Annotated in this window: 16 protein-coding genes; 6 read left to right on the top strand and 10 right to left on the bottom strand. The window is 42.4% G+C overall.

The genetic code is table 11. The annotated features are described in order from the left end of the window. Both GOM47_RS06515 and GOM47_RS06520 read left to right on the top strand, forming a co-directional pair. On the top strand, positions 1 to 285 hold the full coding sequence (locus GOM47_RS06515; protein WP_235080244.1) for a type II toxin-antitoxin system RelB/DinJ family antitoxin: 285 nt from the start codon (positions 1 to 3) through the stop codon (positions 283 to 285). Next, positions 275 to 643, top strand: a complete 369-nt coding sequence (locus tag GOM47_RS06520) for a type II toxin-antitoxin system RelE/ParE family toxin (RefSeq protein ID WP_235080245.1) — start codon at positions 275 to 277, stop codon at positions 641 to 643. The genes GOM47_RS06515 and GOM47_RS06520 overlap by 11 nt, the downstream gene beginning before the upstream one ends. Positions 644 to 766: 123 nt before the next feature. Here GOM47_RS06520 and carB read toward each other — a convergent pair whose 3' ends face one another. From carB to GOM47_RS06550, 6 genes are all read right to left on the bottom strand, one after another. Beyond that, complete coding sequence (gene carB / locus GOM47_RS06525) at positions 767 to 3,943, bottom strand: carbamoyl-phosphate synthase large subunit (protein ID WP_235080246.1); 3,177 nt, start codon at positions 3,941 to 3,943, stop codon at positions 767 to 769. A 294-nt stretch (positions 3,944 to 4,237) separates the two neighbouring features. Next, positions 4,238 to 5,320: a carbamoyl phosphate synthase small subunit gene (locus GOM47_RS06530; RefSeq protein WP_235080247.1), complete on the bottom strand. Its 1,083-nt coding sequence runs from the start codon at positions 5,318 to 5,320 to the stop codon at positions 4,238 to 4,240. A gap of 49 nt (positions 5,321 to 5,369) precedes the next feature. Then, entirely contained in the window at positions 5,370 to 6,293 is a 924-nt protein-coding gene (locus GOM47_RS06535) for an aspartate carbamoyltransferase catalytic subunit (protein ID WP_235080248.1), read from the bottom strand. A 21-nt stretch (positions 6,294 to 6,314) separates the two neighbouring features. Then, positions 6,315 to 6,836, bottom strand: a complete 522-nt coding sequence (gene pyrR, locus GOM47_RS06540; protein WP_001259298.1) for a bifunctional pyr operon transcriptional regulator/uracil phosphoribosyltransferase PyrR — start codon at positions 6,834 to 6,836, stop codon at positions 6,315 to 6,317. A 208-nt stretch (positions 6,837 to 7,044) separates the two neighbouring features. After that, positions 7,045 to 7,674 (bottom strand): endonuclease III, encoded by a 630-nt coding sequence (gene nth / locus GOM47_RS06545; RefSeq protein ID WP_235080249.1) that lies wholly within the window; start codon positions 7,672 to 7,674, stop codon positions 7,045 to 7,047. Continuing rightward, on the bottom strand, positions 7,674 to 8,216 hold the full coding sequence (locus GOM47_RS06550; protein ID WP_235080250.1) for a YceD family protein: 543 nt from the start codon (positions 8,214 to 8,216) through the stop codon (positions 7,674 to 7,676). The genes nth and GOM47_RS06550 overlap by 1 nt, the downstream gene beginning before the upstream one ends. 168 nt (positions 8,217 to 8,384) lie before the next feature. On the opposite strand from GOM47_RS06550, the gene GOM47_RS06555 reads away from it, so the two are divergent. Continuing rightward, entirely contained in the window at positions 8,385 to 8,714 is a 330-nt protein-coding gene (locus GOM47_RS06555; protein ID WP_061597799.1) for a hypothetical protein, read from the top strand. A 337-nt stretch (positions 8,715 to 9,051) separates the two neighbouring features. Then, positions 9,052 to 10,611, top strand: coding sequence for an ATP-binding cassette domain-containing protein (locus GOM47_RS06560; protein WP_235080251.1), 1,560 nt, complete (start codon positions 9,052 to 9,054; stop codon positions 10,609 to 10,611). Positions 10,612 to 10,656: 45 nt separating this feature from the next. On the opposite strand, the gene htpX is transcribed toward GOM47_RS06560, so the two are convergent. Beyond that, positions 10,657 to 11,556 carry a zinc metalloprotease HtpX gene (gene htpX / locus GOM47_RS06565; protein WP_235080252.1) on the bottom strand — a complete coding sequence of 300 codons (900 nt, stop codon included), beginning with the start codon at positions 11,554 to 11,556 and terminating at the stop codon, positions 10,657 to 10,659. A gap of 1 nt (position 11,557) precedes the next feature. Then, entirely contained in the window at positions 11,558 to 12,118 is a 561-nt protein-coding gene (locus GOM47_RS06570) for a LemA family protein (RefSeq protein ID WP_000219838.1), read from the bottom strand. 93 nt (positions 12,119 to 12,211) lie between these two features. On the opposite strand from GOM47_RS06570, the gene rsmG reads away from it, so the two are divergent. Together rsmG and GOM47_RS06580 are read left to right on the top strand one after the other, a co-directional pair. Further along, complete coding sequence (rsmG, locus tag GOM47_RS06575) at positions 12,212 to 12,925, top strand: 16S rRNA (guanine(527)-N(7))-methyltransferase RsmG (RefSeq protein ID WP_235080253.1); 714 nt, start codon at positions 12,212 to 12,214, stop codon at positions 12,923 to 12,925. Positions 12,926 to 13,206: 281 nt separating this feature from the next. After that, positions 13,207 to 14,490: a uracil-xanthine permease family protein gene (locus GOM47_RS06580; RefSeq protein ID WP_165941791.1), complete on the top strand. Its 1,284-nt coding sequence runs from the start codon at positions 13,207 to 13,209 to the stop codon at positions 14,488 to 14,490. A gap of 48 nt (positions 14,491 to 14,538) precedes the next feature. Here GOM47_RS06580 and GOM47_RS06585 read toward each other — a convergent pair whose 3' ends face one another. Then, a complete protein-coding gene (locus GOM47_RS06585; RefSeq protein WP_235080254.1) occupies positions 14,539 to 15,297 on the bottom strand; it encodes a CPBP family intramembrane glutamic endopeptidase in 759 nt (252 codons plus the stop codon). A gap of 144 nt (positions 15,298 to 15,441) precedes the next feature. Beyond that, positions 15,442 to 16,353, bottom strand: a complete 912-nt coding sequence (locus GOM47_RS06590) for a DMT family transporter (RefSeq protein ID WP_235080255.1) — start codon at positions 16,351 to 16,353, stop codon at positions 15,442 to 15,444. Positions 16,354 to 16,356: the final 3 nt, after the last annotated feature.

The raw sequence follows: 16,356 nt of genomic DNA on the forward strand, positions 1-16,356 counted from the left end.
ATGGCTATAAATTTATCGAAACAATACAATTTTAAACTGAATGAAGCCACTATGGAGCAAGCTAGAGCCATTATCAAGGAAAAGGGGATGACCATGACAGATGCTATTTCTTTATTTGTGGAGCAAATAGTCCTGGAGCAAGATTTGCCTATTAAGACGGCCGAAGATCTACATAGAGAACAGTTGATTGAAGAATTACAAGCCCAATCTGAACGTGCCTTGAGAGAATACGAAGCAGGAGAAGGGACTTCCCTAGACGATATGAGGGTACGCTATGGTTTATAAAGTGATTGCTTCAAAAGAGGTCGAGCAAGCTATCGACAATATACACGACTATATAGCTACGGTACTTCTATCTCCTCAATCTGCCAAAAATACTGTGGCTAAAATTTTAGACAGCTTAAAAAGTTTAGAAATCTTTCCTGAAGCAGGTTTTGATGATAATGAGAAAATCGGAGTAAAGATTAACAGCAAGTATCCCACACGAGGAAAAATTATTGACCAATATGTTTTGCTTTACTTCATCGACCAAAAACGAAACACTGTTTTTTTATCTCACCTATTCCACACAAAAAGCGACTATGTCACTTTGCTACAAAAAGGCAATAAAAAAAAGCCCAAATACTTGAGACAACTTTCTTAATTTTATAAGCTCCGAAACCTTAATTTTTGGCACCTTTTTGCTACCGTCTTGGTTTAACAATACGGTATCAAATAATTATAAAAGAACCTGAGACAAAATAGTTCTCAGATTCTTTTTTCTTGATTAAATAGCTTCTGTGACAAAACTACGACTTTCTAGTACTTTGAGCATGGCATCTGCCGTATCTAGAGCTGTAAAGAGTGGTACACCGTGTTCAATGGCCGAACGGCGGATTTGCTCACCATCTTCGTCAGCAGTTCGCTTGGTTCCGACAGTATTGATGATCGCTTGAATTTTCCCTTTGCGGACAAAGCTTGGTATATCCTTCTCATCATCGCCAATCTTACCAACAGGCTGGGCATGCAGTCCATGACTAGCAAAGAAGGCTGCTGTTCCTTCTGTCGCGAGGATACCGTAACCAATATTTTGGAAACGATGAGCCAAGTCCAAGGCTTCTTCTTTGGCATCATCAGCGATGGTAAATACAACGTTACCAAAAGTTGGCAAGTGTAAGTAAGAAGCTTCAAAGGCCTTATAGAGAGCTTTTTCAAGAGTAGTATCAGAACCCATGACTTCACCTGTTGACTTCATTTCAGGACCGAGCAAGCTATCTACCTTAGCTAGTTTCGTAAAGGAGAAGACAGGCGCCTTGATATGAACGCGAGTGCTTTCAGGATAAAGTCCATCTTGGTAACCAAGTTCTTCAAGACTTTGCCCAAGAATGAGCTTAGTCGCTACTTGAGCCATAGGAATATTAGTTACCTTAGAAAGGAATGGCACCGTACGGCTGGCACGTGGGTTCACCTCAATGACATAGACTTTTTCATCTTTGATAACAAACTGGATGTTCATCATACCAAGACAGTTAAGGCCAATTGCTAGGCGTTTCGTGTAGTCTGCGATGGTTTCCTGAACCTTTTGCGACAAGGTTTGTGGTGGGTAAACGGCCATTGAGTCACCTGAGTGGACACCAGCACGTTCGATATGTTCCATGATACCAGGGATGAGAACATTTTCTCCATCTGAAATGGCATCGACTTCACACTCTTGCCCAACGATGTAAGAATCAACAAGGACTGGATGATCTGGGCTTGCCTTAACAGCCGTACGCATGTAAGAACGAAGGTCTTCTTCGTTTTCAACGATTTCCATGGCACGTCCACCCAAGACATATGAAGGGCGAACGAGGACTGGGAAACCAATCTTGCGAGCTGCAAGCACAGCTTCTTCTTCATTGGTGGCTGTTTGGCCAGGTGGCTGTGGAATATCCAAGTCTTTAAGAGCTTGCTCAAAGAGATCGCGGTCTTCCGCGCGATCCAAGTCACCGACTTGCGTTCCCAGAATGGTCACACCTGCTTTTGCCAATGGCTCTGCAAGGTTGATAGCTGTTTGACCACCGAACTGAACGATAACCCCTTTTGGTTGCTCAAGGTCAATGACATTCATGACATCTTCAAAAGTCAACGGTTCAAAGTAGAGCTTGTCAGATACCGAGAAGTCCGTTGAAACTGTCTCTGGGTTTGAGTTCATGATAATAGCTTCATGGCCAGCTGCCTGGATAGCCTTAACCGAGTGAACAGTCGCATAGTCAAACTCAACCCCTTGCCCGATACGGATTGGACCTGAACCTAGAACTAGAACGGATTCCTTATCAGACTTGATAGACTCATTTTCCCAACCATAGGTTGAATAGAAGTATGGTGTTTCAGAGTCGAACTCTGCCGCACAGGTATCGACCATCTTGTAAACTGGGACAATCTTGTTTTCCAAGCGAAGTTGGCGAACTTGGTCAGCTGTCGTTTTCCAGAGTTCAGCAATCTTACGGTCTGAGAAACCATTGAGTTTGGCTGTTTTCAAGATTTCTAAATCTTGTGGATGGGCACCCAATTCCTGCTCAATTTCAAAGATGTGCAAGAGTTTATCCAGATAGAAGATATCAATCTTAGTCAATTCAGCAATTTCTTCTGGAGTATAGCCACGGCGAATGGCTTCTGATACGTAGAAGAGACGGTCATCTTGGGCTTTAACAACTTTTTCAATCAAGGCATCATCAGAAACTGCTGCAAGTTCAGGCATTTCATTGTGGTGCACCCCAATTTCAAGGGAGCGACAGGCCTTAAGGAGAGATTCTTCGATGTTTCGACCGATAGCCATGACTTCTCCAGTGGCCTTCATCTGTGTCCCAAGACGGCGCTCACCTTTTTCAAACTTGTCAAATGGGAAACGTGGAATCTTGGCAACCACGTAGTCAAGGGCTGGTTCAAACATGGCATAGGTTGAACCCGTGACTGGGTTAATAACCTCATCCAAGGTCAAACCGACGGCAATCTTAGCAGCCAATTTGGCAATTGGGTAACCTGTCGCCTTAGAAGCAAGGGCTGACGAACGCGATACACGAGGGTTTACTTCGATGACATAGTACTTGAAGCTGTGGGGATCAAGGGCCAGCTGAACGTTACACCCACCTTCAATCTTGAGGGCGCGAATAATGCTCAAGCTCGCGTCACGTAGCATTTGGTTTTCATAGTCAGACATGGTTTGCGCAGGGGCGAATACGATGGAATCCCCTGTGTGAATCCCAACTGGGTCAAAGTTTTCCATGTTACAAACAACAAGGGCATTGTCAGCCGAGTCACGCATCACTTCGTATTCGATTTCCTTGAAGCCTGCAATCGAACGCTCAATCAAACACTGGGTAACAGGTGACAATTTCAACCCATTTTCAGCGATTTCGCGCAATTCTTCCTCATTGGCACACATACCACCACCAGTACCACCAAGGGTAAAGGCTGGACGGACAATCACTGGGTAGCCGATTGATGCTGCAAAAGCAACAGCTTCCTCAACTGTGTTGACAATTTCAGATTCTGGAATTGGTTGCTCAAGCTCTTCCATCAATTGTTTAAAGAGGTCACGGTCCTCCGCTTGGTCAATGGCAGACAATTTAGTACCTAGAAGCTCTACTCCAAGCTCATCTAGAATGCCATTTTTAGACAATTCCATGGCCATGTTGAGACCCGTCTGACCACCGAGAGTAGGCAGCAAAGCATCAGGACGTTCCTTACGGAGAATACGTGTCACAAATTCAAGTGTGATTGGTTCAATATAAACCTTGTCCGCAATCTCCTTATCCGTCATGATAGTGGCAGGGTTTGAGTTCACCAAGACAACTTCATAACCTTCCTCTTTCAACGACAAGCAGGCCTGGGTCCCCGCGTAGTCAAACTCAGCAGCCTGACCAATAATAATCGGACCAGAACCAATCACCATAATTTTTTGAATATCAGTACGTTTAGGCATTTATAAGATATTAAGGGCGTCAAGCGGACAAAGCTAAAATAGGAGTTATGACGAAGAACCCTCAGTTCTAGGAATAACTATCTTTTTAGCACCGTCCGTAGCCCGTATTCAGTTCAGCAAATACGGACCACCCCCTTCTCCTTTCTATTCGGCAACTCTCAGGTTGCCATTAAATAAATTCTCCGATGATTTTTCAATAATAAATCGAGTGTAAAAATTTTCAGCATCTCATTGATCAACTAAAAGAAAGGACTTGCCTTTTTATTCGACAAGCCTCTGACAGAGTTTCCTATATCAGCGATTAGCAGATTTAAACGACTCCATCATTTCGATAAATTCATCAAAGAGATAGCTTGCATCGTGCGGTCCTGGAGCTGCATCTGGGTGGAATTGCACAGAGAAACCTGGTTGGTATCTGTGACGCACACCTTCAACTGACTTGTCATTGATTTCTTCATGGGTAATAATCAAATGCTCTGGCAAATCCTCACGGCTAACCGCATAACCATGGTTCTGGCTAGTAAAGTCTACTCGACCTGTTGCAATTTCACGCACCGCGTGGTTAAATCCACGGTGACCAAACTTCATCTTGTAGGTCTTGGCTCCATTTGCCATAGCAAAAAGTTGGTGCCCCATACAGATACCAAAGATTGGAATTTTCCCTTGCACACCACGAATCATATCGAGTGCCTGAGGAACATCTTCTGGATTTCCTGGACCGTTTGACAACATGACCCCGTCAGGATGGAGATGGAGAATTTCTTCTGCTGTTGTTGTGTATGGAACAACGGTCACGTTACAGTTACGCTTAGATAGTTCGCGTAAGATGGAGTGTTTGAGACCAAAGTCTACCAATACGACACTCAATCCAACTCCAGGAGCAGGATAAGCTGTCTTAGTAGAGACTTGCTTGATATTATCTGTCGGTAGAACTGTCGCTTGGAGCTGGTCTATGATATGGTCCATGGTATCACCAACATGCGTAAGGGTTGCACGCATAGTACCATGCTTACGGATAATTTTTGTAAGAGCACGGGTATCAATTCCTGAGATACCAGGAATTTTCTTAACTTTCAAGAATTCATCCAAGGTCATTTGATTGCGCCAGTTGCTAGCTCTACGCGCTTCTTCAAAAACTACTACTCCCTTACATGTAGGAGTGATTGACTCGTAGTCGTCACGGTTAATTCCATAATTTCCCACCAAAGGGTAGGTAAAGGTTAAGATTTGTCCATTATAAGACTGGTCTGTAATGGATTCTTGGTAACCAGTCATCCCTGTGTTAAAGACGATTTCCCCTGTTACATCAATATCTGCTCCGAAGGACTTGCCTTCAAATACTGTACCATCTTCTAATACTAGAAGTCGTTTTTTCATCTACTCACCTCTCGTTGATGCTCTCAGACATCTTTTAACGCTTTGTGCCTTATTTTGCTTTTCTGTAGGCCAGCACGGATTCTAAAATTGCCATTCTGACAAAGACACCGTTGGTCATTTGCTGAACAATACGTGATTTCGGTGCTTCTACCAAGTGATCAGCGATTTCCACATCACGATTGACTGGAGCTGGGTGCATAAGGATTGCTTTTTCTTTCAGGCGGTCATAGCGTTCTTGTGTCAAACCATGCTGGATATGGTAGTTTTCTTTTGAAAATCCTGTCACAATTTCATGACGTTCATGCTGCACACGAAGAAACATCATAACATCTACTTGATCAATCACCTCATCAATTGATACAAAGCGACCGTAATGTTCAAACTCCTCACTTCTCCATTCCTCAGGACCTGCAAAGTAAAGCTCCGCTCCCAAGCGTTTAAGGATTTGCATATTAGACTTAGCTACCCGTGAGTGGTTTAGATCGCCAGCGATAGCCACCTTAAGACCTTCAAAATGTCCAAATTCTTCATAAATTGTCATCAAGTCAAGCAAACTTTGGCTAGGGTGTTGCCCTGAACCGTCCCCACCATTGATAATCGAAGTTGTGATGGTCGGGCTAGCAATCAATTCTCTGTAGTAGTCCACCTCTGGGTGACGAATGACACAAGCATCCACTCCTAGTGCGGAAAGCGTCAAGATTGTGTCATAGAGTGTTTCACCCTTATTCACTGAACTGGTCTTCACATCGAAATCCAAAAGATCAAGTCCAAGTTTCAGTTCTGCTACCTCAAAGGATTTGTGGGTACGAGTTGAACTTTCAAAGAAAAGGTTGGAAACAATATGCTGTTCCTCATAAGAAGTACTCGCTCCGTTTTTAAATTCGATTCCTCGTTTAATCAATTTCATTACTTGTTCTACAGTAAGGTCTTCCATTGAAACGACATGTTGCAAAGCTTGTTGATTTTCTGACATTTTTTTACTCCTTTTAGTGTTTTAGGCTTGTTCTGTGATTAGTACTCTGTCTTGTCCATCTAGTTCTGTCATCTCTACGATAATTTCTTCAGAACGACTGGTTGGGATGTTTTTTCCAACATAGTCCGGACGGATTGGAAGTTCTCTGTGGCCACGATCAACCAAGACTGCCAAACTCACACGAGCAGGGCGACCATGGCTAACAATATTGTCAATAGCAGCTCGGATAGTCCGACCAGTGTAGAGTACATCGTCCACCAAGATGACTTCCCGATCTGTCACATCAACAGAGATTACAGAGGTATCTTCTCCACTTTTGACATCGTCACGGAAAGGCTTGGTATCCAGTTCTACCACTGGAACTGAAAGAGATTCTAACTGTTCCAAACGTTCTTGGATACGGCGAGCGATAAAGACACCTCGCGTTTTAATACCAGCCAAAACGATTTTATTCAAATCTTTGTTTCGCTCAATAATCTCGTAGGTAATCCGAGTAATCGCTCGTTTGACGGTCAATTCGTCTACAACTTCTTTTGTCCTCATGACAAACCTCCAAAAAGAAAAGTCTCCTTAACAAGGAGACTTCAGAATGTATAGCCAAGCCAGCTCTACTGTAAAGAGTATAGACTTCTGCTATCTATTGATCCGACTCCTTGCCTGCCTCACGGGACAGGTTTAAAGGAATATTTTATTGTTATTACTATATCACAAAGAAAGGATCAATGCAAGAAAAAAACATAAAATTTTCATCTTATAACGAACTAAAATCATATAATTGTGGATAGTGATCGCATTCTGGGTTCTTTGGGTGACAGATAGCCCGTCCAAAGTAAATCATGGCTTGATGGGCTGCCAACCATTTCTCTGGTGGCAGAATGTCCATGACACGTTTTTCTACTTCGAGGGGTGTGGCCGATTTTTTAACAATATCATGATGTTTGCAGATACGCTCAACATGAGTATCCACTGCAAAGGCTGGAATTCCAAAGCCCACACTCAGTACTACATTAGCTGTTTTACGACCAACACCAGCTAGACTTTCTAATTCCTCTCGTGTCTGAGGCACTTGACCGTCAAAATCGTCTAGTAACTGTTGGGCACATTTTTTTAGAAACTTGGCCTTATTTCGATAAAGTCCTAGGCGGGAAATGTGTGAGGCAATTTCACTTTCAGTCGCGACAGACATGGCTTGAGGCGTTGGAAAGGCTGCAAAGAGAGCTGGCGTAGCCTTGTTGACTGCAGCATCTGTTGTCTGAGCTGACAACATCACCGCAACCAGTAGTTCAAAATGATTGGTAAAATCAAGGCTGGGTTTGGCGTCTGGGAAGAGAGCTATGATTTCTTCTAGCACTTTTCGTGCTCGTTTTTTTGACAAGACCATTATTCGTCTCCGTCAAATAGTCCTTGCAAGCCAGCAAATGGACTGTTTTCTTCTTTCTTGACTGCTTGTTGAGCTTGGTACTCCTCCTCCGTCATGATTTGCCAGTCATTACCTGAAACAAATCCTTGACCAGCTTCTTCTTCAGCTGTCAAGACTTTGATTGGAATGTTTAGCAAGATATTATCTGACACACTCTCAGCAAGGTCGATTTCCCCATTTTCGATAGGCAGGACCAAGTCATCATCTAAAACTTCCTGATCTAGTTGGTTGGTTGCGCCTTCCATGAAAACCTCTGTCACTGGATAAGACTCTGCCAACTCAACTGGCTCCATACTGCGACTGGAAGCAAGGACAATGGTGTAAGATAGTTGATAATCTAAGAAATACATACGGTCTTCGTATTGGACCTTCCCTACCGTAAGGATATCTTTGACATCTAAAATCTCTTGATTCCGTTTACGCAAGTCTGCTGCCAGGTCTAAAGCTTGTTCAAAGTGTAGGCCTTCAGGCTGCTTACGAATTTCTTGAATATTTAACTTCATATTTCCTCCATAAAGATGTACTCACTTGATTATACCATGAAAAGGCTATAAGTCAGCTTTCCAAACTTTGATATTAAAACCTTATTTTTTAATATATTTACTATGACAAACTTTCCTATTAGTGCTATACTATAGGCAAGAATACACCAGAGCAAGGAGGATGCTCATATGGAAGACAAAGCACTCATCGCTGAAGCTTACCAACTCCTTTCCGAGTTAAATAAAAGCTACCAAAGCTGCAAACAAGGTACAGCCGATGATATTCGACTGCAAGAGCTGCTAAACAGCACTCTCCAGGAACTTAAAAAAGCGGAAAAGTTGGACAACAGTATCTTAATCGACCTCGAGAAATTTTACCAACGTACCAGTCTTCTGATTGGACTGGGCAGTCTAAAACTAAACGACCAAGCACGCAACGCTTGGCGCAACTATGACAAGTTCCATTATGAGCATGTCAAACACGTACTAACTCTCTATGGACCTGTTTTTGGATTTTAGAGTTTAGAATTTTGGATTTTCTATTGACAAAATTTCCTGAAAGGTATAGGATAGAGGTACTAATACTCGGAGGTAAGGGAGACATGAACAACTAAGTCTATCAAATAAAGAACTTTATTTAGTAGATCTTGTTTTTGTCTCTTTTTGCATGCTCTTTTGGTACTAGATTTTCTAGTACTTTATCCTCTTTGAAAATCAAAAAACTAGAAAGCTAACCATCTGCTCCTCTTGGCTTGGATAGAGTTAGACGGACCTAGGTTGACAAGATTTTTGACATGGATAATGGTGTTTTTGACAGTGACTTTGGGCTCTACTAGATAAAGTAGAGCTTTTTGTTATGCACTATGGACATTCTAGAAAGGGCAACAATATGATAAAAATCAATCATCTAACCATCACTCAAAACAAAGATCTACGAGATCTTGTATCTGACCTAACCATGACTATCCGAGACGGGGAAAAGGTTGCTATTATTGGTGAAGAAGGAAATGGTAAATCGACTTTACTACGAGCTTTAATGGGGGAAGCATTACCTGATTTTACTATCAAGGGCGACATCCAGTCTGACCTTCAGTCACTAGCCTACATTCCTCAAAAGTTATCCGAGGACCTGAAAGAAAGATCTCTACACGACTACTTCTTTTTAGATTCAGCTAATCTAGGCTACGGTCTCCTCTATCGTTTGGCGGAGGAATTACACTTTGATAGCGACCGTTTTGCTAGCGACCAAGAGATTGGCAGTCTATCAGGGGGCGAAGCTTTGAAAATTCAGCTCATCCACGAGTTAGCAAAACCTTTTGAGATTCTATTTTTAGATGAACCTTCAAATGACCTAGACCTTGAGACGGTTGATTGGCTAAAAAGGCAGATTCGAAAGATTAGGCAAACTGTTGTTTTCATTTCCCATGATGAAGACTTTCTTTCTCAAACGGCAGATACTATTGTCCACTTGCGCCTGGTCAAGCACCGGAAAGAAGCGGAAACACTAGTAGAGCATTTAGACTATGATCTCTATAGTGAGCAGAGAAAGGCTAATTTTGCCAGACAAAGCCAGCAAGCTGCTAACGACCAGAGAGCTTATGACAAAACTATAGAAAAACATCGCCGAGTTAAGCAAAATGTAGAAACTGCACTTCGAGCTACCAAAGACAGTACTGCTGGTCGCCTATTGGCTAAAAAGATGAAAACAGTTCTCTCTCAAGAAAAACGCTTTGAAAAGGAAGCTCAGTCCATGATCCAAAAACCACTTGAAGAGGAACAAATCCAACTTTTCTTTTCAGACATCCAACCATTAGCGGCTTCTAAAGTCTTAGTCCAACTTGAAAAAGAAAATTTGTCCATTGGCGAGCGCATTTTAGCCCAGGAGTTGCAACTAACTGTCCGTGGTCAAGATAAAATCGGTATTATCGGGCCCAATGGTGTTGGAAAATCGACTTTGTTAGCCAAGTTGCAACAACTCCTAAGCGACAAAAGAGAAATTTCTCTTGGTTTTATGCCACAAGATTACCACAAAAAACTGGAATTGGATCTATCTCCAGTAGCCTATCTCAGCAAAACTGGGGAAAAAGAGGAATTACAGAAAATCCAATCTCACTTAGCCAGTCTCAATTTCAGTTATCCAGAGATGCACCACCAAATCCGCTCCTTATCTGGTGGTCAACAGGGTAAACTGCTTCTTTTGGAATTAGTCCTGCGAAAACCAAACTTTCTCATTCTGGATGAGCCTACACGAAACTTTTCTCCCACTTCTCAACCCGAAATCAGAAAACTCTTTGCCTCTTATCCCGGCGGTCTGATCAATGTTTCGCATGACAGACGCTTCTTAAAAGAGGTCTGTACGAGTCTCTATCGTTTAACAGAACATGGTTTAGAAGTCGTCGATTTACAAGATTTATAAATGTTGAACATAGCAAGAATCCAGAGAACTGTCTCTGGATTCTTTTTACATTTGTTTCAAGCGTTCGATTCGCTCTGAGATAGGTGGGTGGGTATAAAAGAGTTTTTGTAGTCCGCCACCTTTCTTAGGGTCATTGATATAAAGAGCGCTGCTAGCATCGTCAACATGGTGATGCATCGGCTCGCTATTGTCCAATTTACGCAAGGCATTGATCATCCCTTGAGGATTGCGGGTCAGCTCCACACTAGATGCATCCGCCAGAAATTCCCTCTGACGGGAAATGGCTAGTTGTACCAAGGTTGCTGCCAAGGGAGCCAAAACAATTGCTAGGAGAGAGATGACAAGCATGATAATCTCTAGACCATTTCCATCGCGATCATTATCACTCCGTCTGCGGCCTGCGCCACCCCACCACATCATCCGACCAGCCATACTAGATAGCAGTGTAATAGCACCAGCAAGTGCAACAGCAATGGTCGAAATGCGGATATCGTAGTTCCGAATGTGACTGACTTCATGACCCATGACCGCTTCTAGCTCCTCACGGTTCATGATGGCTAGGAGACCCGAAGTGGCCGCAACTGCCGCATTCTGCGGATTCGAACCTGTTGCAAAGGCATTTAAAGAAGAATCCTCAATGATGAAAACACGCGGCATGGGAATCTGAGCGACCATGGCCATATCTTCTACTACATGGTAGAGGTCTGGAGCTGTTTGCTCATCAACCTCACGCGCCCCATTCATAGACATGACAATCTCTGTTGATTGAAAGATCATGGTCAGAGCGTAGATAAGACCAATGATCAAGGCAATAATCATGCCACCAAGACCTGAGCGCATAAAGAGATAGCCAACAGCATAACCAACCAAGGCCAAGAGTAGGAAGAAAACCAGCAACAAAATCCAAGTTTTTCGTTTATTGCTCGCAATTTGATCAAACAACATCTTAGTCACCTAAACCGCTAAAGTCAACTTTAGGAACTGCCTTTTCCTCTTCAGGTGTTTGAAGGAAGTCTGCAGCTTTAAAGCCAAATAGTCCTGCGATGATGTTACTTGGGAAGCTTTCAAGTTTTACATTGTAGTTGCTGACAACACTGTTGTAGAGTTGGCGAGAGTAAGAAATTTTATTTTCTGTATTGGTCAACTCTTCTTGCAATTTGATAAAGTTAGCACTAGCTTTCAAGTCTGGGTAATTCTCTGCTACTGCAAAGATACCAGAAATCTGGCGGGTAAGGGCATCACTGGCCTTCATAGCTTCTGCCGGTGAAGTTGCTGCGGCTACTTGTCTACGAAGTTCTGTTACTTTTTCCAAGGTAGAACCTTCATATTTCGCATAGCCTTTGACTGTTTCAATCAAGTTTGGGAGGAGATCATTACGACGCTTTAACTGAACATCGATCTGGCTCCAAGCCTCCTTGGTTTGCATACGATTTTTAACCAAACCGTTATAGCTAACAATCACAAAAATAACAATCAGAGCCAAAACTCCAAGAATAATCCAAGTCATAATCTTATTCCTTTCTGCTTTTAGATTACTACCAGTATATCAAATTTTTAATGAATATGGTAAAATAAGATGATACTAGAGAAGGAAACTACTATGAAACCAGAAACATTTTACAGCCTACTAGCTGAGCAAAATCTCCCACTTTCTGACCAGCAAAAGAACCAATTTGAACAGTATTTTGAACTCTTGGTCGAGTGGAATGAAAAGATTAACCTGACCGCTATTACAGACAAAGAAGAAGTTTATCTCAAACATTTTTATGATTCGATTGCACCCATACTGCAAGGTTTGATTTCAAATGGAACTATCAAACTTCTTGATATCGGAGCGGGGGCAGGTTTTCCTAGTCTACCCATGAAAATCCTCTATCCTCAGTTAGATGTGACCATCATTGATTCGCTAAATAAACGAATCAACTTCCTTCAGCTTTTGGCTCAGGAGTTGGATTTGGATGGTGTTCACTTCTACCATGGACGCGCTGAAGACTTTGCTCAAGACAAGAATTTCCGTGCTCAATATGATTTTGTAACAGCTCGTGCGGTTGCCCGCATGCAGGTTTTGTCTGAATTGACTATTCCCTACCTTAAAGTTGGCGGAAAACTATTGGCACTCAAGGCCAGCAATGCGCCTGAGGAGTTATTAGAAGCCAAGAATGCCCTCAACCTCCTCTTTAGCAAGGTAGAGAACAACCTCAGCTATGCCCTGCCAAATGGAGATCCGCGCTATATCACTGTCGTCGAAAAGAAAAAGGAAACCCCAAACAAATATCCACGTAAGGCTGGCATGCCTAACAAACGCCCGCTTTAATCCTATCAATAGCGCGCCCTTGTTTAAAGTTGAGTAAAAATGATTTACAAAATCATACCTCCCCTCATTTCTAGGCTCGGGAAAAAATGATTTACAAAATCATTTTTTTCTGCTATACTATCTTAAGCAAAGGTTTTTAATGTCATCCCGTGAGGTGACGAAGACGCAGAAATATATGAAGTTCTTTAAGAATGGAATAATCTTTTTAAAGAAGTCTTACTCTGAGAGCCTGTTGCTGTAAAATAATGGGCTCTTTTTTGATGCCCAAAAGTGAGGTTTATATGAAACAAGAATCAACTATTGATTTGTTACTAGACGTTGACCAACGTCCTTCAGCTGGTAAAGGCATTCTCCTCAGCTTCCAGCACGTTTTTGCCATGTTTGGTGCAACCATTCTCGTTCCCTTAATTTTGGGAATGCCTGTATCTGTTGCCCTTTTTGCATCAGGTGTTGGGACACTCATCTACATGATATCAACTGGCTTTAAAGTTCCAGTCTATCTCGGATCATCCTTCGCCTTTATCACGGCCATGTCTCTAGCTATGAAAGAGATGGGTGGTGACGTCTCTGCTGCTCAAACAGGGGTTATCCTGACTGGTTTGGTTTATGTCCTTGTGGCTGCAAGTGTTCGTTTTGCAGGTACAAAATGGATCGATAAACTCTTACCACCAATCATTATCGGACCCATGATTATTGTTATTGGTCTTGGACTGGCAAATTCAGCTGTTACGAACGCTGGACTTGTAGCAGATGGAAATTGGAAAAATGCACTTGTAGCTGTCGTAACTTTCTTGATTGCTGCTTTTATCAATACAAAAGGAAAAGGCTTCCTTCGTATCATTCCTTTCCTCTTTGCCATTATCGGTGGTTACATCTTCGCAGTGACACTTGGCTTGGTTGACTTTACTCCAGTCCTAGAAGCTAACTGGTTTGAAATCCCTGGTTTCTACTTACCATTTAGTACAGGCGGAGCCTTCAAAGAGTATAACCTCTACTTCGGTCCTGAAACAATCGCCATCTTGCCTATTGCTATCGTGACCATTTCAGAACACATCGGAGACCACACAGTTTTGAGCCAAATCTGTGGCCGTCAATTTCTGAAAGAACCAGGACTTCACCGTACGCTTCTCGGTGACGGTATCGCGACATCTGTATCAGCCTTCCTCGGTGGACCAGCTAATACGACTTACGGTGAAAATACAGGGGTTATCGGGATGACTCGTATCGCTTCTGTCTCAGTTATCCGTAACGCAGCCTTTATCGCAATTGCACTTAGCTTCCTTGGCAAATTTACTGCCTTGATCTCAACAATCCCAAGTGCTGTACTTGGTGGGATGTCCATCCTTCTCTACGGAGTTATCGCCAGCAACGGTTTGAAAGTCTTGATCAAGGAGCGCGTTGATTTCAGTCAAATGCGTAACCTCATCATTGCTAGTGCTATGTTGGTTCTTGGGCTTGGTGGAGCCATCCTCAAAGTAGGACCAGTTACCCTTTCAGGTACTGCCCTATCAGCTATGACAGGTATCATCTTAAACCTGATCTTACCATACGAAAATAAAGACTAGTCATCTATACACACAAAATCCACTCAGTTGAGTGGATTTTTCTGATTCTTACCTTCCCCATGCAATCAAGAGATACATGAGGCTAGAACCAAACATATCTGCCAGAGCATGCATAAGGAAAAATGGCAAAAGATTTTTAACCTTATACTTGTATAGAAAATAATAGAATAAACCATAAACTACACCAATAACCAGTGCCCACACCAATCCTTGATAAGTGTGAAAAGAAATCCGAATGAGGGTAGAATAAAACAAAACCCGCCACTTGTGCTTTTCTTTCACTGAGGTCAACAACCCTAGAAAGAAAAACTCTTCATAGAAGCCATTTAACAAGGCATAGGCAATTGCCATCGGACTAAGCGCTAGGAATTTCCGTATAATTTCCATGGGATCTATGTGGGCAAAAAGAGCTGGATTTAAGTAATTGTATTCACCAGTTAGTGTCGTCACCAAGTCTCCAAACAATCCCACAATGGCAAATATAAATGGAACCCAAAAGAGAAGGGACCAGGTCCAACGAATAGGAAGTTGTTTGAAATCATAATTCCGAATCAAAAGGTAAAGCAAGGCTAAGGTCAGAAGTATCACTTGCAAGGTGAAGTTGCTGGAATAGGCTGCTCCTTCGCTGACAGTATAACTTGTCGTGTCCACGGCACTTGACAAGTCTGTCGGAAACGTACTTGCTAAAAAGAGCTCCGTTGATCGAATGATAAACAGGCCAAACATCAGAACTGTAATAATCAGAATGTCAAACCATCTCAAGTAGCGCAGGGGCTTAGTTGGGTGAATACTTTGTAAAATCTTCATATCTCCTCCTTCTAGCAGTTAAAGATTGGTTTATTGTAAGAAAAGAAACTTAAAATTTTATAAAATTCCACTCTCATTCCTTAGCCGTAATCAATATTTCGATAGGATATTCAAACCAACCACTTTTTACGAGTAACTAGTTTCTCATGCAACCTTCCGTTTGTTTGCTATCAACAAATCTTTCAAAGAAATGATGGTTACCGCAAGTAAAATCATAGCCATACCGACAAAATCAATCGCGTAGAATTGCTCCTTCATAATCAGAAAAGCAAAGAAAACAGCTGATATGGGCTCTATGGAAGCCAATAAACTAGACTTAACAGGGCCTATCAAACTAGCTCCCTTTAGAAAAGCTGTGTAGGCAAATACTGTGCCAATAATGATAATGCCAGCAAATGCAAAGAGAAAATCCAAGCTGGTCGGTATACTGGCCTGCAAAACTCCTGTGAAGGGAATAGCCCCTACACCAGAAATAACCATGCCTACACCAATCACCAAAATACTGCCCCACTTCTTAATCAAAGCGATGGGAAGGATAATATATAGGGCATAGGTCAAGGCTGAAAAGAGGCCCCAGAAAAGACCAGCAGGTGTGACAGACAACTGGTCAAGTTCCCCATGCGTCGCGATAAGAAAAGTTCCTCCAATTGCTAAAACAATCGAAACAATCTCAGCCAGAGTTGGTGCCACCCTGTCCGTGATACAAGTATAAATCAAGATCCCAACGGGGCATACATACTGGAGAACTGTCGCCGTTCCAGCATTGGTTTCCTGAATGGCAGAAAGATAGGCAAACTGGTTTAAGAAAAGTCCAAACAAGGCAAATAACAGCAGAGATAAGAGACTTTTTCTGTCTTTTAAAAAAGATAGGAGTTTATCCTTTGCAGTTGCATAGGATAAGAATACCAGTGCCAATCCTGCAATGATAAGTCGCAGATTGGTCAAGACTAGAGCAGAAATCCCGTGTGCCATCAGGTATTGGCCACTGGTTCCAGACAAGCCCCAAGAAATCCCTGCCACTACTGTAAATAGCGTTCCTTTTACGGTTTTTGACATTCT

The sequence above is a fragment of the Streptococcus oralis genome, assembly GCF_021497945.1.
Taxonomy (GTDB): Bacteria; Bacillota; Bacilli; order Lactobacillales; family Streptococcaceae; genus Streptococcus; species Streptococcus oralis_BR.

What these genes read in the sequence shown, in the direction of transcription:
- GOM47_RS06515 (WP_235080244.1), top strand. Translation starts at nt 1, where the DNA reads ATGGCTATAAATTTATCGAAACAATACAATTTTAAACTGAATGAAGCC.
- GOM47_RS06520 (WP_235080245.1), top strand. Translation starts at nt 275, where the DNA reads ATGGTTTATAAAGTGATTGCTTCAAAAGAGGTCGAGCAAGCTATCGAC.
- carB (WP_235080246.1), bottom strand. Translation starts at nt 3,943, where the DNA reads ATGCCTAAACGTACTGATATTCAAAAAATTATGGTGATTGGTTCTGGT.
- GOM47_RS06530 (WP_235080247.1), bottom strand. Translation starts at nt 5,320, where the DNA reads ATGAAAAAACGACTTCTAGTATTAGAAGATGGTACAGTATTTGAAGGC.
- GOM47_RS06535 (WP_235080248.1), bottom strand. Translation starts at nt 6,293, where the DNA reads ATGTCAGAAAATCAACAAGCTTTGCAACATGTCGTTTCAATGGAAGAC.
- pyrR (WP_001259298.1), bottom strand. Translation starts at nt 6,836, where the DNA reads ATGAGGACAAAAGAAGTTGTAGACGAATTGACCGTCAAACGAGCGATT.
- nth (WP_235080249.1), bottom strand. Translation starts at nt 7,674, where the DNA reads ATGGTCTTGTCAAAAAAACGAGCACGAAAAGTGCTAGAAGAAATCATA.
- GOM47_RS06550 (WP_235080250.1), bottom strand. Translation starts at nt 8,216, where the DNA reads ATGAAGTTAAATATTCAAGAAATTCGTAAGCAGCCTGAAGGCCTACAC.
- GOM47_RS06555 (WP_061597799.1), top strand. Translation starts at nt 8,385, where the DNA reads ATGGAAGACAAAGCACTCATCGCTGAAGCTTACCAACTCCTTTCCGAG.
- GOM47_RS06560 (WP_235080251.1), top strand. Translation starts at nt 9,052, where the DNA reads ATGCACTATGGACATTCTAGAAAGGGCAACAATATGATAAAAATCAAT.
- htpX (WP_235080252.1), bottom strand. Translation starts at nt 11,556, where the DNA reads ATGTTGTTTGATCAAATTGCGAGCAATAAACGAAAAACTTGGATTTTG.
- GOM47_RS06570 (WP_000219838.1), bottom strand. Translation starts at nt 12,118, where the DNA reads ATGACTTGGATTATTCTTGGAGTTTTGGCTCTGATTGTTATTTTTGTG.
- rsmG (WP_235080253.1), top strand. Translation starts at nt 12,212, where the DNA reads ATGAAACCAGAAACATTTTACAGCCTACTAGCTGAGCAAAATCTCCCA.
- GOM47_RS06580 (WP_165941791.1), top strand. Translation starts at nt 13,207, where the DNA reads ATGAAACAAGAATCAACTATTGATTTGTTACTAGACGTTGACCAACGT.
- GOM47_RS06585 (WP_235080254.1), bottom strand. Translation starts at nt 15,297, where the DNA reads ATGAAGATTTTACAAAGTATTCACCCAACTAAGCCCCTGCGCTACTTG.
- GOM47_RS06590 (WP_235080255.1), bottom strand. Translation starts at nt 16,353, where the DNA reads ATGTCAAAAACCGTAAAAGGAACGCTATTTACAGTAGTGGCAGGGATT.